Origin of the sequence: Enterobacter sp. ECC-175, assembly GCF_043968675.1 — a bacterium.
GTDB lineage: Bacteria > Pseudomonadota > Gammaproteobacteria > Enterobacterales > Enterobacteriaceae > Enterobacter.
Map to the genome: position 1 here is coordinate 2,467,572 of NZ_CP143776.1, position 13,697 is coordinate 2,481,268.

The 13,697-nt window shown below is 56.7% G+C and carries 12 protein-coding genes and 1 other RNA gene; 6 read left to right on the forward strand and 7 right to left on the reverse strand.

Annotated features, from left to right (window positions below; all coding sequences use genetic code 11):
* Window positions 1-66: 66 nt before the first annotated feature.
* The 3 genes from hemP to ppsR all read right to left on the reverse strand — a co-directional run bounded on the left by hemP (window position 67) and on the right by ppsR (window position 2,460).
* The gene (hemP, locus tag V1599_RS11675) at window positions 67-255 is read right to left on the reverse strand and encodes a hemin uptake protein HemP (RefSeq protein WP_297117703.1); all 189 of its coding nucleotides are present in this window, start codon (window positions 253-255) and stop codon (window positions 67-69) included.
* A gap of 172 nt (window positions 256-427) precedes the next feature.
* Window positions 428-1,474: a 3-deoxy-7-phosphoheptulonate synthase AroH gene (gene aroH, locus V1599_RS11680; protein WP_112009469.1), complete on the reverse strand. Its 1,047-nt coding sequence runs from the start codon at window positions 1,472-1,474 to the stop codon at window positions 428-430.
* 152 nt (window positions 1,475-1,626) lie between these two features.
* Complete coding sequence (gene ppsR / locus V1599_RS11685) at window positions 1,627-2,460, reverse strand: posphoenolpyruvate synthetase regulatory kinase/phosphorylase PpsR (RefSeq protein WP_112009470.1); 834 nt, start codon at window positions 2,458-2,460, stop codon at window positions 1,627-1,629.
* Between the two features lie 335 nt (window positions 2,461-2,795).
* On the opposite strand from ppsR, the gene ppsA reads away from it, so the two are divergent.
* The gene (gene ppsA, locus V1599_RS11690; protein WP_112009471.1) at window positions 2,796-5,174 is read left to right on the forward strand and encodes a phosphoenolpyruvate synthase; all 2,379 of its coding nucleotides are present in this window, start codon (window positions 2,796-2,798) and stop codon (window positions 5,172-5,174) included.
* A gap of 86 nt (window positions 5,175-5,260) precedes the next feature.
* On the opposite strand, the gene rprA is transcribed toward ppsA, so the two are convergent.
* Together rprA and ydiK are read right to left on the reverse strand one after the other, a co-directional pair.
* An RNA gene (rprA, locus tag V1599_RS11695) (antisense sRNA RprA) lies at window positions 5,261-5,368 on the reverse strand.
* Window positions 5,369-5,565: 197 nt separating this feature from the next.
* Window positions 5,566-6,681 carry an AI-2E family transporter YdiK gene (ydiK, locus tag V1599_RS11700; RefSeq protein ID WP_395300072.1) on the reverse strand — a complete coding sequence of 372 codons (1,116 nt, stop codon included), beginning with the start codon at window positions 6,679-6,681 and terminating at the stop codon, window positions 5,566-5,568.
* Window positions 6,682-6,877: 196 nt separating this feature from the next.
* Between ydiK and V1599_RS11705 the strand changes: the two genes are divergently transcribed.
* The 3 genes from V1599_RS11705 to V1599_RS11715 all read left to right on the forward strand — a co-directional run bounded on the left by V1599_RS11705 (window position 6,878) and on the right by V1599_RS11715 (window position 10,622).
* Complete coding sequence (locus V1599_RS11705) at window positions 6,878-9,934, forward strand: FAD-binding and (Fe-S)-binding domain-containing protein (RefSeq protein ID WP_395300073.1); 3,057 nt, start codon at window positions 6,878-6,880, stop codon at window positions 9,932-9,934.
* Complete coding sequence (gene menI / locus V1599_RS11710; protein ID WP_112009477.1) at window positions 9,931-10,341, forward strand: 1,4-dihydroxy-2-naphthoyl-CoA hydrolase; 411 nt, start codon at window positions 9,931-9,933, stop codon at window positions 10,339-10,341. Before V1599_RS11705 ends, menI begins: the two co-directional genes overlap by 4 nt.
* An 86-nt stretch (window positions 10,342-10,427) precedes the next feature.
* Complete coding sequence (locus tag V1599_RS11715) at window positions 10,428-10,622, forward strand: YdiH family protein (RefSeq protein ID WP_003857766.1); 195 nt, start codon at window positions 10,428-10,430, stop codon at window positions 10,620-10,622.
* Between the two features lie 45 nt (window positions 10,623-10,667).
* On the opposite strand, the gene V1599_RS11720 is transcribed toward V1599_RS11715, so the two are convergent.
* A complete protein-coding gene (locus V1599_RS11720) occupies window positions 10,668-11,297 on the reverse strand; it encodes a helix-turn-helix domain-containing protein (RefSeq protein WP_395300074.1) in 630 nt (209 codons plus the stop codon).
* A 67-nt stretch (window positions 11,298-11,364) separates the two neighbouring features.
* The gene (locus V1599_RS11725; RefSeq protein ID WP_112009479.1) at window positions 11,365-12,024 is read right to left on the reverse strand and encodes a helix-turn-helix domain-containing protein; all 660 of its coding nucleotides are present in this window, start codon (window positions 12,022-12,024) and stop codon (window positions 11,365-11,367) included.
* 402 nt (window positions 12,025-12,426) lie between these two features.
* Here V1599_RS11725 and V1599_RS11730 point away from each other — a divergent pair, with 402 nt between their 5' ends.
* Both V1599_RS11730 and V1599_RS11735 read left to right on the forward strand, forming a co-directional pair.
* Window positions 12,427-12,948: a fimbrial protein gene (locus tag V1599_RS11730; RefSeq protein WP_112009612.1), complete on the forward strand. Its 522-nt coding sequence runs from the start codon at window positions 12,427-12,429 to the stop codon at window positions 12,946-12,948.
* A 66-nt stretch (window positions 12,949-13,014) separates the two neighbouring features.
* The gene (locus tag V1599_RS11735) at window positions 13,015-13,692 is read left to right on the forward strand and encodes a molecular chaperone (protein ID WP_395300075.1); all 678 of its coding nucleotides are present in this window, start codon (window positions 13,015-13,017) and stop codon (window positions 13,690-13,692) included.
* Window positions 13,693-13,697: the final 5 nt, after the last annotated feature.

A 13,697-nucleotide genomic window follows, 5' to 3' on the forward strand; every position in this document is an offset into this window, starting at 1 on the left:
TCCATTAAGAATCGAAAGCGCTGGCTGCCTGGGGATCACCTGGGTGGCTGGCGTAATGTTATTGGTTTATTTTGTGAGGATCAGTTTTCCGGCATGGGTCTGGCGCAGCAGGTAGCGCTGGCCGTCATGCTCAATGATCACCCTTCCAGCCTCTCCCAGCAGCGTTTTGCTGTCGATACGACGATCGTCGGGAGCGGGGGAAGGCGCTGTGTGATTTTTTGCCTTTGTAGCCGCGGCGTTATCCGTAGGTGACATAATGTTTATAAATAACAATCAATGTAACAATGATAATCATTATCAATAAACTGCAAATTCACGGCAAGCGTTTTTGTGAAAATAATGTGACGGGATCAAATTTGGGGGTGAGTTGTGGCCTGATGCCCTCACCCCGACCCTCTCCTACGGGGAGAGGGAGAAGGGCTGAATTTCAGAAGCGTGTATCGACCGCCGCCGCCAGTTTTTCCACCAGCAGCTCGCTGTCTTCCCAGCTCAGGCACGGATCGGTAATCGACTGGCCGTAAACCATCTGCTGGCCGGCCACGATTTTCTGCGTGCCTTCCTTAATGAAGCTCTCCGCCATAATGCCCGCGACGGCGGTAGAGCCGCTGCGGATCTGCTGGCAGATCTCATCGCACACGTCCAGCTGGCGGCGGTGCTGCTTCTGGCAGTTGCCGTGGCTGAAATCCACCACCAGATGTTCCGGCAGGTCGAACTCGGCCAGCGTTTCGCAGGCGGCGGCAATATCTTCCGCGTGGTAGTTTGGCTTTTTGCCACCGCGCATAATGATGTGGCCATACGGGTTGCCGCTGGTCTGGTAAATGGTCATCTGCCCGCTTTTGTCCGGGGAGAGGAACATATGGCTGGCGCGCGCCGCGCGAATGGCGTCTACCGCAATGCGCGTGTTGCCGTCCGTGCCGTTTTTAAAGCCAACCGGGCAGGAGAGCGCCGAGGCCATTTCGCGGTGGATCTGGCTTTCGGTGGTACGTGCGCCAATCGCGCCCCAGCTGATGAGATCGGCGATAAACTGCCCGGTCACCATATCCAGGAACTCGGTGGCGGTCGGTACGCCAAGCTCGTTCACCTGCAGCAGCAGCTTGCGCGCCAGCTCAATGCCGTGATTCACGCGGTAGCTGCCGTTGAGGTCCGGGTCGGAAATCAGCCCTTTCCAGCCCACGACGGTGCGCGGCTTTTCAAAGTAGGTGCGCATAACGATCTCAAGGCGATCCTGGTGCTTATCGCGCAGGCCCTGAAGACGTTTTGCGTAGTCCATTGCCGCATCCAGATCGTGGATGGAGCAGGGGCCGATGACGACAAGAAGACGCTTGTCTTCGCCGTTAAGAATTTTTTCAATGCGGCGGCGGGAGGCCGTCACGTGTTCCGCCACCTCAGCGGAAACGGGGTGCCGCTGCGCCAGTTCGGCCGGTGTGACCAGGCTATCAATGCGCGCCGTGCGGAGTTCGTCGGTTTTATTCATGGGATATCTCAGAAATTTTTTGCTTCATCGGCAGACTACCGGGAAGTGATGGGCATCACATTAAACCAATCCCTGCTGATTTCAAGTTCGGGGCGAACGCGCCCCGACGATGCGCATCATGATACCTGAAATGTAATTAATGTACTAGCATATTAGTACATGCGGCGATTCAGCCCCATAATATCGAGGATTTTGGTGGCAATTTCTTCCACGGAATAGTTGGTGCTGTTCAGCCACGGGATCTGGTTTTTACGGTACAGGGCTTCAACCTCTGATACTTCCATTCGGCACTGGCGCATGGAGGCATAGCGGCTGTTTTCGCGGCGCTCTTCGCGAATGGCGGCCAGCCGCTCCGGGTTAATGGTCAGGCCAAAAAGCTTGTGCTGCAGGGGCTTAAGCGCGGCGGGCAGAACGAGGTTATCCATGTCGTCAGCAATAAACGGATAGTTGGCCGCGCGAATGCCAAACTGCATCGCCAGGTAAAGGCTGGTGGGGGTTTTTCCGCAGCGCGAGACGCCGAGCAAAATTACCTGCGCCTGATCGAGGTTACGCAGCGAAATGCCGTCATCGTGGGCCAGGGTGTAGTCAATGGCGGCGATTCGCGCATCGTACTTGGTCAAGTTGCCGGGGTTCAGTCCGTGGGTTCGGTGCGCGATCGGCGTTGGATCGAGCTTCAGCTCGCTTTGAAGCGGAGCGACCAGCGCCTGCACGATATCCTGGCAAAAGCCTTCACTTTGCAGAATGATGGCGCGAATTTCAGGAATAACGATGGAGTAGAAGACAAGCGGACGCACGCCGGTCTGCTGAAAGATGGCGTCGATCTGGTCCTTTACGGCCCGGGCGCGGCTCTCGTTTTCGACGAACGGCAGCGTAATGCTGTTAATCGAAACCGGGAATTGCGACATCACCGCGTGCCCCAGCACTTCGGCGGTGATCGCCGTACCATCAGAAATATAAAAAACGTGGCGATCGACAGCATTATCCATTTTATTCACCCTGAATAGCGTACCTAATTGCCTGAAAGCATAAATTAAAAAAGTAATTTCTACAGCAAAGAACTTCTCATAATTATAAATGAAATGGCGTTTTTGATTTTACTGAAAAGCGGATTTCATTTTTCGAATAGCGGCTTTATTTTTGTGGTTTTTGCCGGAATCTATAGGAATCATCGGGTTAGCGTTTGATGGGAATCTGTCCGAAAAGTTGAAAATTTAAATTGCTTACACGATTCACCGTTTTTTTAGCGCAAACAAATATGCCAGTATAAATACGTAGTCAGGTGTTTCTTACTCCGATCAAATATCACAAAAGGATTGTTTCGATGTCCAACAATGGCTCGTCACCGCTGGTGCTTTGGTATAACCAACTCGGCATGAATGATGTAGACAGAGTTGGAGGCAAAAATGCCTCCCTGGGTGAAATGATTACAAATCTGTCGGGTATGGGCGTCTCCGTACCGAACGGGTTTGCCACAACTGCCGACGCGTTTAACCTGTTTTTAGACCAGAGCGGCGTGAACCAGCGCATTTACGACCTGCTGGATAAAACGGATATTGATGACGTCACCGCGCTTGCCAAAGCCGGGTCGCAAATCCGCCAGTGGATTATCGACACACCTTTCCAGCCGGAACTGGAAAAAGCCATTCATGACGCCTACAACCAGCTCTCCGCGGACGACGCGCAGGCCTCGTTTGCCGTGCGTTCTTCCGCCACCGCAGAGGACATGCCGGACGCCTCCTTCGCCGGGCAGCAGGAAACGTTCCTCAACGTTCAGGGCTACGATGCGGTGCTGGTGGCGGTTAAACACGTGTTTGCTTCCCTGTTTAACGACCGCGCCATCTCCTACCGCGTGCACCAGGGCTATGACCACCGCGGCGTCGCGCTTTCTGCGGGCGTGCAGCGCATGGTGCGCTCCGACGTGGGCTCCTCCGGCGTGATGTTCTCGATTGATACCGAATCCGGCTTCGACCAGGTAGTATTTATCACCTCCGCGTGGGGGCTGGGCGAAATGGTGGTGCAGGGCGCGGTAAACCCTGACGAATTTTACGTTCACAAGCCAACGCTCGCGGCCAACCGCCCGGCGGTGGTGCGCCGGACCATGGGCTCGAAAAAAATCCGCATGATCTATGCCCCGACGCAGGAGCATGGCAAGCAGGTAAAAATTGAAGATGTACCGCAGGAGCAGCGCGACCGCTTCTCGCTGACCGACGCCGAGGTGGAAGAGCTGGCGAAGCAGGCGGTGCAGATTGAGAAACACTACGGCCGTCCGATGGATATCGAATGGGCGAAAGACGGCAACACCGGCAAGCTGTTCATCGTGCAGGCGCGTCCGGAAACCGTTCGCTCGCGCGGGCAGGTGATGGAGCGCTATACGCTGCACGCGCAGGGTAAAATCGTGGCGGAAGGCCGGGCAATCGGTCACCGCATCGGCGCAGGCCCGGTGAAAGTGATCCACGATATCAGCGAGATGAACCGCATCCAGCCGGGTGACGTGCTGGTAACCGACATGACCGACCCGGACTGGGAGCCGATCATGAAGAAAGCGGCGGCTATCGTGACCAACCGCGGCGGGCGTACCTGCCATGCGGCGATCATCGCCCGCGAGCTTGGCATTCCTGCGGTGGTCGGCTGCGGCGATGCGACCGAACGCATGAAGGACGATGAGAAGGTGACCGTCTCCTGTGCGGAAGGCGACACCGGCTACGTGTATGCCGATATTCTGGATTTCAGCGTGAAAAGCTCCAGCGTCGATACCATGCCGGACCTGCCGCTGAAGATCATGATGAACGTCGGCAACCCGGACCGCGCGTTTGACTTTGCCTGCCTGCCGAACGAGGGCGTCGGGCTGGCGCGTCTGGAGTTCATCATCAACCGCATGATCGGCGTTCACCCGCGCGCGCTGCTGGAGTTTGACGACCAGGACGCCGGGCTGCAGAACGACATCCGCGAGATGATGAAGGGCTATGACTCGCCGAAAGAGTTCTACGTCGGCCGCCTGACGGAGGGGATTGCCACGCTGGGCGCGGCGTTCTATCCGAAACGCGTTATCGTGCGCCTGTCGGACTTTAAGTCTAACGAATACGCCAATCTGGTCGGCGGCGAGCGCTACGAGCCGGAAGAAGAGAACCCGATGCTGGGCTTCCGCGGCGCCGGACGCTACGTGTCCGACAGCTTCCGCGATTGCTTCGCGCTGGAGTGCGAGGCGGTGAAGCGCGTGCGCAACGACATGGGGCTGACCAACGTTGAAATCATGGTGCCGTTCGTTCGCACCGTGGAGCAGGCTAAAGCGGTGGTGGACGAGCTGGCGCGTCAGGGGCTTAAGCGCGGCGAGAACGGGCTGAAGATCATTATGATGTGCGAAATCCCGTCCAACGCGCTGCTGGCGGACCAGTTCCTTGAGCACTTCGACGGCTTCTCTATCGGCTCCAACGACATGACGCAGCTGGCGCTGGGCCTGGATCGTGACTCCGGCGTAGTCTCCGAGCTGTTCGACGAGCGTAACGAGGCGGTGAAGGCGCTGCTCTCAATGGCTATTCGCGCGGCGAAAAAGCAGGGGAAATACGTCGGGATTTGCGGTCAGGGTCCGTCCGACCACGAAGACTTTGCCGCCTGGCTGATGGAAGAGGGGATTGATAGCCTCTCCCTGAACCCGGACACCGTGGTGCAAACCTGGCTGAGCCTGGCAGAGCTGAATAAGTAACGTTTAATTATTATTTAATAGAAGGGGGAGGATATTAATCCTCGCCCTTTTTTTATACGCCATAGAATCCCCCGCGTTAAAAAAAGATAAAAAAAAGCCCATCGTGGGAGATGGGCAAAGACTACACACAGCAATTCGTTGTTTCACTCAGGGGATTTCCATGCTTATAAATCAAGATGTTGATTTATAACCGTGTCCTAATAGTAGGCATCTCAACTTTTAGCGTCGATCAGATTCGTCTCAATAGTTAAAGAGACGTAAAGATTTATAGGGTGCATTAGCGATATGGGGGCTGAAACAGCGGGTCTGACCAGTGGTGAGAGAATATATTGTTTAGAAAATCTTATATATCGTGTGGTCGCCGGGTGAGCTAACTCACCCGGCAAAACGCTTACTGCTTGTTCTGATCTTCCAGCGCTTCCAGCTCGCTGAGGATGACGTCCGGGTCCGTTCCCGGAGGGGGAATTTCATGCACCCAGGCTGAGAACAGGCGCCAGGTGACGGCCAGCAGCACCGGGCCGATAAACAGGCCAATCATGCCGAACGCAATCAACCCGCCGATGACCCCGGAGAGGATAAGGATCAGCGGCAGGTCCGCACCCATGCGGATCAGTATCGGACGAATCACGTTATCCATCGTGCCGACAACGCAGCTCCAGACCAGCAGCACCGTTCCCCAGGTCGTATCACCCGTCCAGTACAGCCAGATGATGGCCGGAACCAGCACCAGCAGCGGCCCCAGCTGTGCCAGGCAGGTCATCAGCATCACCACGGTGAAGACGGTGGCGTAAGGCACGCCGGAGATTGCCAGGCCAATGCCGCCCAGTACGGCCTGCGCCAGCGCAGTCACTACCACGCCGAGCGCGACGGCGCGAACGGCCTGCGCGGCCAGCAGAACGGCCGCGTCGCCACGTTTACCCGCCAGACGGGTGGCAAAGTGGCGCACGCCCAGGGCCACCTGCTCGCCGCGCCAGTACAGCAGGGCGCTAAAGACCAGCATCAGCGCACAGTGCATCATAAAGCGCCCAATGTGCGCCGCCTGGCCGACAAACCAGGTGGTGGTGGTGCCAATATACGGCCGCACTTTTGCCATGATCGCGCTGCCGCCCATCTCCAGCAGGCTGTGCCAGCCGCTGTACAGCTTGGCACCGATCACCGGGATGCTGTTCAGCCAGGCCAGGTCGGGTAGCGTCAGATCGCCGCTGCTGACGGCGCGGATCACCGGGCCGCTGGAGTCAACGAGGCTATTGATCAGTAGGGCGATAGGGATAATAAAGAGCAAGAACAGCAGCAGCGTCATCACCAGCACCGCAGGGCCGCGGCGACCAAAGAGCAGCTTCTGCAGGCGGAGCAACAACGGCCATGTGGCCACCACCACCGTGCCCGCCCACGCGAATCCGAGAATAAAAGGCTGAACAATCCACAGGCACGCAATAATCATGAGGGCCAGGAACAGCACCGACAGCAGAATTTGCGCAACGTCCCTGGGCTGACGAAGATTGACCATAAAAGTATCTTTCCTTAAATAAACGCCAGATCGGCTGGCGGAAACCCTGGCCACGTATCATTAATCATTGGCGATAGCAGCCATTTTTGACAGGCGGATTGTGCCTGTAATTCAGCTAAGCACATACGAAAAAAATGTGATAAAAAGTTGAGACACAACGCAAACGATTTCACACCTCTTATTAGGGTCGACGGTCATGATCCCACAAATTTCTCAGGCACCCGGCGTCGTTCAGCTGGTGCTTAATTTTTTGCAGGCGCTGGAGCAACAGGGTTTTACGGGGGATACCGCCACGAACTACGCCGACAGGCTGACGATGGCGACAGACAACAGTATCTACCAGCTTCTTCCCGACGCGGTGGTTTTTCCCCGCTCGACGGCGGACGTCGCGCTGATTGCGCGGCTGGCGTCGCAGGAGCGCTTTACCTCCCTGATTTTCACCCCGCGCGGCGGCGGGACGGGCACCAACGGACAGGCGCTGAACCAGGGTATCATCGTCGATATGTCCCGCTATATGAACCGCATCATCGAGATTAACCCGGAAGAGGGATGGGTGCGCGTTGAGGCGGGCGTCATCAAAGACCAGCTCAACCAGTATTTAAAACCCTATGGCTACTTTTTCGCGCCGGAGCTGTCGACCAGCAACCGCGCTACGCTTGGCGGGATGATCAACACCGACGCCTCCGGCCAGGGATCGCTGGTCTACGGCAAAACCTCCGACCACGTGATGGGCGTGCGCGCCGTGCTGCTGGGGGGCGATATTCTTGATACCCGGCCAATGCCGGTGGCGCTGGCGGAAACGCTGGCGCAAGAGAGCACCGTGACCGGGCGCATCTACCGCACCGTGCTGGAGCGCTGCCGCGACAACCGCCAGCTGATCCTCGATAAATTCCCGAAGCTGAACCGCTTCCTGACGGGCTACGATCTGCGCCACGTGTTTAACGATGACCTGAGCCAGTTTGACCTGACCCGCGTGCTGACCGGTTCCGAAGGCACGCTGGCGTTTATTACCGAGGCGCGTCTGGACATCACCCGGCTGCCGAAGGTGCGTCGCCTGGTGAACGTCAAATACAACTCCTTTGATTCCGCGCTGCGCAACGCGCCGTTTATGGTGGCGGCGCGGGCGCTGTCGGTGGAAACCGTCGACTCCAGGGTGCTGAACCTGGCCCGGGAAGACATCGTCTGGCACTCGGTAAGCGAGCTGATTGCCGACGTGCCGGACAGCGAGATGCTCGGCCTCAACATCGTCGAGTTTGCCGGCGATGACGAAGCGCTGATTAACGAACAGGTCACCACGCTTTGCCAGCGCCTCGACGCGCTCATCGCCAGCGGCGAGGGCGGGGTGATTGGCTGGCAGCAGTGTAACGACCTCTCCGGCATTGAGCGTATCTACGCGATGCGTAAAAAAGCGGTCGGGCTGCTGGGGAATGCCAAAGGGGCGGCCAAGCCCATTCCCTTTGCGGAAGATACCTGCGTCCCGCCCGAACATCTGGCGGACTACATCGTCGAGTTCCGCGCGCTGCTGGACAACCACGGCCTGAGCTACGGCATGTTCGGCCACGTTGATGCGGGCGTACTGCACGTGCGCCCGGCGCTGGACATGTGCGACCCGCAGCAGGAGATCCTGATGAAGCAGATCTCCGACGAGGTTGTCGCCCTGACGGCGAAATACGGCGGCCTGCTGTGGGGCGAACACGGCAAAGGCTTCCGCGCGGAGTACAGCCCGGCGTTCTTCGGCGAGCAGCTTTACGGCGAGCTGCGCAAGGTGAAGGCGGCATTCGATCCTGACAACCGCCTCAACCCCGGAAAGATTTGCCCGCCGGAAGGCGTGGACGCGCCGATGCTGAAGGTTGACGCAGTCAAGCGCGGAACGTACGACAGACAGATCCAGGTGGCCGTGCGCGGCGCCTGGCGCGGCGCGATGGAGTGCAACGGCAACGGCCTGTGCTTTAACTTCGACGTGAACAGCCCGATGTGCCCGTCGATGAAAATCACCAGCAACCGCATTCATTCTCCGAAAGGACGCGCGACGCTGGTGCGGGAGTGGCTGCGCCTGCTGGCCGATCGCGGCGTCGATCCGCTGAAGCTGGAAAAGGAGCTGCCGGAAAAACGCGCCAGCCTGCGCGGGCTTATCGAGCGCACCCGCAACAGCTGGCACGCGAACAAAGGCGAGTACGACTTTTCACACGAGGTGAAAGAGGCGATGTCCGGCTGTCTGGCCTGCAAAGCCTGCTCGACGCAGTGCCCGATTAAAATCGACGTGCCGGAGTTTCGCTCTCGCTTCCTGCAGCTTTACCACACGCGCTATCTGCGCCCGATGCGCGATCATCTGGTGGCGACGGTGGAAAGCTACGCCCCGCTGATGGCGCGCGCGCCGAAGACCTTCAACTTCTTTATTAATCAGCCCCTGGTGCGCAAGCTGTCCGAAAAGCACATTGGGATGGTGGATCTGCCGCTGCTCTCAGCGCCGTCGCTCCAGCGCCAGCTGGTGGGACACCGCTCGGCGAATATGACGCTTGAACAGCTTGAGGCCTTAACGCCCGAGCAGAAGTCCCGCGTTGTGCTGGTGGTGCAGGATCCGTTTACCAGCTATTACGATGCCCAGGTGGTGGCCGATTTTATTCGCCTCGCGGAAAAGCTGGGCTATCAGCCGGTCGTCCTGCCGTTTTCTCCTAACGGTAAAGCGCAGCACATTAAAGGCTTCCTGACCCGCTTCGCCAAAACCGCGCGCAAAACGGCTGAGTTCCTCAACCGCGTGGCGCAGCTTGGCATGCCGATGGTAGGGGTCGATCCGGCGCTGGTGCTTTGCTATCGCGACGAGTACAAGCAGGCGCTTGGCGAGCAGCGCGGGGATTTCCACGTGATGCTGGTCCATGAATGGCTGCCGTCGGCGCTGCAGGATACGACCCGTGCGGATGTCAGCGGCGAACCCTGGTATCTGTTCGGCCACTGCACCGAGCTGACGGCGCTGCCGGGCGCGCCCGCGCAGTGGTCATCCATTTTCGCCCGCGTTGGCGCGAAGCTGGAGAACGTTAGTGTCGGCTGCTGCGGCATGGCGGGTACCTACGGACACGAAGTGAAAAATCACGCCAGCTCGCTCGGCATCTACGAGCTGTCGTGGCATCAGGCGATGCAGCGCCTGCCGCGAAACCGCTGTCTGGCGACGGGCTATTCCTGCCGCAGCCAGGTGAAGCGCGTTGAGGGCAACGGCGTACGCCATCCTCTACAGGCTTTACTGGAGATTATTGGATGATCTGGAAACGCACGGTGACGCTTGACGCGCTCAATGCGATGGGCAAAGAGAACATGGTTGGCCTGCTGGATATCCAGTTTACCCGCATCGGCGAGAACGAACTGGAAGCCACCATGCCCGTTGATAGCCGTACCCATCAGCCGTTTGGCCTGCTGCACGGCGGGGCGTCGGTGGTGCTGGCCGAAACGCTGGGGTCGGTGGCGGGGTATTTATGCACCGAGGGCGAACAAAAGGTCGTCGGGCTGGAGGTGAACGCCAACCACCTCCGCTCGGTGCGCAGCGGCCGCGTGCGGGGCATCTGCCGCGCGCTCCACGCCGGCAGCCGCCATCAGGTCTGGCAAATCGACATTCTCGACGAGCAGGAACGGCTGTGCTGTTCGTCGCGGCTGACGACGGCGGTGGTGTAGCGTTTCACAATGTTTTGCCTGTGGTCAAAAAATCGTCAGTAGAGTGTGATATACTGGCGATGTTTTGTACTAACACTGAGGACATTATGGATACCGAAATAACCCCAACCCAGCTGGCCATTGAATATTTACGTCGCGACAAGAGCAACCTCTCTCCGGCTCAGTACCTGAAAAAGCTGAAACAGCTTGAGCTTGAGTTTACCGATCTGCTCGCGCTCTCTTCTAACGAGCTCAAAGAAGAGATTTACTTTGCCTGGCGGTTGGGCGTTCACGTCCATTGACCCTGAGAAAAAGGCCGCGTTTGCGGCCTTTTTTGTCTCTGACGTTCAGTATTTCGCGGGAAGCTTGTTTATCCTGATCAGCTTCCCTTCCTCAATGTCGATGAATCCCCCCGTCCGGAGATCGGCCAGGATGCGCATCACGCCGCTGCGCGAAAGCTGGGTTTTCTCTCTGATATAGCGCTCTGCCGTGATGCTGGACCGGTAGTGTTCATCTTCGTCCATTAGCTTGAGCAGCTGCTGGCGAATCATCTCGTAAGCCGTTGGCGCGCCCTGGGGCATGATATTTTTATAGAGCCGACTGTAGACGAACATCAGCTGCTTTGAGAAAAGCCCCCACAGCGATTTTTCATTGATGATCTCGTGTACGCGCTCTGCAGGGATCACGCCAATCGTGCAGGGCGTAACGGTTTTAAAATAATCGTCGAAATAAATATCCGTCAGGTTGGCGATGCCAAAAACGGCCGGCGCGCGGGCGGTGGACAGCATCATCGCGTCGCTTCTGCGGTATACCGCAACCGTACCTTCCAGCAGTAAATAACACATTCCCTGGCCGTTAACCTGGAGATCGAGCTGTTCCCCGCGAGCGGTTTTGCGCGGCGTGCAGTAGGGCAGCAAATGGTTGATAAGCGCTTGCGCGTAGGGGGAACCGCGGTGAGGGTTTTCTGATGAAGACATCGTCGATAACCTAAAAAATGACCTCTTATATTATAGCGTTGCTCTCTTTTGCAGGCACGTCCTGCCGTCAGTATTTTCGTGGCAAATGGTGAATGTCCAGCAGCACGCCGCGCTCCATCGTGATGTACTTCCCGGTGCGCAGTTCGGCCAAAATTCGCATAATGCCGCTGCGCGAAAGGTAGGTTCGGCTTTTGATATACGCTGCCGCCGTAATATTGTTACGTATTGCCTCCGTTTCCTGCATCAGCTCAACAAGCTGAAAGCGAATGATGTCGTAGGCCGACATCTGCGATATTTGCGCGCAGTGCTCGTACACGCGCGAGGCGGTATAAATCAGCAGTTTCGAAAAATGCTCCCAGAGATCCTGCTGCGCAACGATGTGATTGAACGCCTCCAGCGGTACGCGGGCCAATTCTGACGTTTCGATGGCGCGAACGTAAAGATGCTCGGATGAGAATTGACTGCTGACGCCTAAAATAAAGGGGGCGGATTCTGAGTTTAATACAATGCCGTCGCCGCGGCGGTGAAGCGCCACGCTGCCCTGTAAAAGTAAAAAGCACTGGCGAACGTCGTCTCTATAATAATGCACCACCTCTCCCCGGCCGATCACCGCCCGCTCCGCGGAAGGAAGAATTCGTGAAATCAGCGTCTCAATATGCCCGAAGGGTTTTAATTCAAGTACCGATGAACCGGAACGGTTCGGCGGTGCGGCTAAGCGCGTATTCATAAGATACCTCACATTACAGGTGCGATCGTTTTTCGCATCGCATAAGGAATTATCTTAGAAATTAATCATTCGCGAAATGGTTTGCCAAAGTCTAAAAGTAGACCCATCGTGGAATTGAATATAACTCGCTGAAAATTATCATGTTGTGATTGAGTCTAATAATAGACCTATGCGCATGGCCAATAATTTAATCAGAATTGAAATGTTGAGTTTTCGTTAAGCGGCAGTCTACAGCTAGACCCTAAATCAGTTGTCTTTGCGAAGGCGATTATATAAATTTTGACCAGTTGACGCGGTGACGCAATCTAAAATTATTCATAAAAGAATGAGCTTATCTTTCTTTTATCATTTTCTGCTGCGCGCTGGTTACACATAAATAAAGAAATGGAGAGTTAAAAAATGATGATAAATAAAGTTATTGCCGCAGCCGGACTGGCACTCACGACGTCCGCGGCAATGGGTGCCGCAGGAACCGTTAATTTTTCCGGGAATATTCTGGACTCCGCGTGCGACGTCGCGGTGGCTTCTCAGAATCAGGTGGTGGTGCTAGGGGATTACTATAAAAACGATTTTACCGCAGCCGGTTCCAGAACCGCCGCCACGCAGTTCGCCATTGTGCTGAAAAACTGCCCGGTCGCGGTAAGCACGGCCAAAGTGCGGTTTGACGGCACGCCGGATGCCAGCAACGCGAACCTGCTTGCCATTGACTCCTCCGTTCAGGGGGCCGCAACGGGCGTTGCCATAAACCTGATGACCGCCGATAAGGTCGATTTGCCTTTGCAGGGCAGCAATAGCTACGCCTATTCGCTGAGCAGCACGGCGGATAATACCCTCAACTTTTACGCGCAGTATATTTCAACGGCGCTATCGGTGACGGCGGGACCGGCTAATTCCGTAGCGAATTTTTCAGTTGTGTATAACTAAACGTAACGATTGGTGCCGCACGTGTTTCAACGGGGGCCTGACGTTACCTATTTTTAGAGAGGAATAATGAATCCAGGTAATAAAATCCTGTTGGCGGCTGCGGCTTTCATCACGTCGGTGTCGGTTGCTGATGCCGGGGTGATTATTGGCGGTACGCGGGTTATTTTTGCCGGCGCGAATAAAGAGGCAACGATCGACGTAAATAACGCCGATAAAACGCCGTATTTAATCCAGTCATGGGTCGATCTGCCGGAGGGGAAGGGGAATAAAGCGCCCTTTATCGTCACGCCACCGCTGTACCGGCTCGACGCCGGGCAGAAAAATATCGAGCGAATTTTGCTGACGGGAACCCTGCCGCAAAATAAAGAAAGCCTGTTCTGGCTGAATATTAAATCGATACCGTCGGCGACGGCGCAGGTGAATACATTACAAATTGCCGTTAAAACGCGGATCAAGCTTATTTATCGTCCCTCAAGCCTGAGCGCCTCGACGCCCGAAGAGCAGGCAGACAGGCTGGTCTGGTCGCGCAGCGGCGATCGCCTTCAGGTGACGAACCCGTCGCAGTACGTGGTGAATTTTAACGAAATCAGCGTCGCCGGAATTAGGCTGGACGATGTCTCCTGGGTTCTGCCCGGCGCGGTGGCGACGTTCGCGCTGCCGCCGGGCAGCAGCAGCGGGCAGATTATTTTCAAGGTCATTAACGATTACGGTAGCCCCGGACCGGCGCATCAGGCCCGCCTGTAGCCCCA

Coding starts and splice junctions, on each gene's coding strand:
- hemP (WP_297117703.1), bottom strand. CDS start 255: ATGTCACCTACGGATAACGCCGCGGCTACAAAGGCAAAAAATCACACA.
- V1599_RS11720 (WP_395300074.1), bottom strand. CDS start 11,297: ATGTCTTCATCAGAAAACCCTCACCGCGGTTCCCCCTACGCGCAAGCG.
- V1599_RS11725 (WP_112009479.1), bottom strand. CDS start 12,024: ATGAATACGCGCTTAGCCGCACCGCCGAACCGTTCCGGTTCATCGGTA.
- V1599_RS11735 (WP_395300075.1), top strand. CDS start 13,015: ATGAATCCAGGTAATAAAATCCTGTTGGCGGCTGCGGCTTTCATCACG.
- V1599_RS11705 (WP_395300073.1), top strand. CDS start 6,878: ATGATCCCACAAATTTCTCAGGCACCCGGCGTCGTTCAGCTGGTGCTT.
- menI (WP_112009477.1), top strand. CDS start 9,931: ATGATCTGGAAACGCACGGTGACGCTTGACGCGCTCAATGCGATGGGC.
- ppsR (WP_112009470.1), bottom strand. CDS start 2,460: ATGGATAATGCTGTCGATCGCCACGTTTTTTATATTTCTGATGGTACG.
- V1599_RS11730 (WP_112009612.1), top strand. CDS start 12,427: ATGATAAATAAAGTTATTGCCGCAGCCGGACTGGCACTCACGACGTCC.
- V1599_RS11715 (WP_003857766.1), top strand. CDS start 10,428: ATGGATACCGAAATAACCCCAACCCAGCTGGCCATTGAATATTTACGT.
- aroH (WP_112009469.1), bottom strand. CDS start 1,474: ATGAATAAAACCGACGAACTCCGCACGGCGCGCATTGATAGCCTGGTC.
- ydiK (WP_395300072.1), bottom strand. CDS start 6,681: ATGGTCAATCTTCGTCAGCCCAGGGACGTTGCGCAAATTCTGCTGTCG.
- ppsA (WP_112009471.1), top strand. CDS start 2,796: ATGTCCAACAATGGCTCGTCACCGCTGGTGCTTTGGTATAACCAACTC.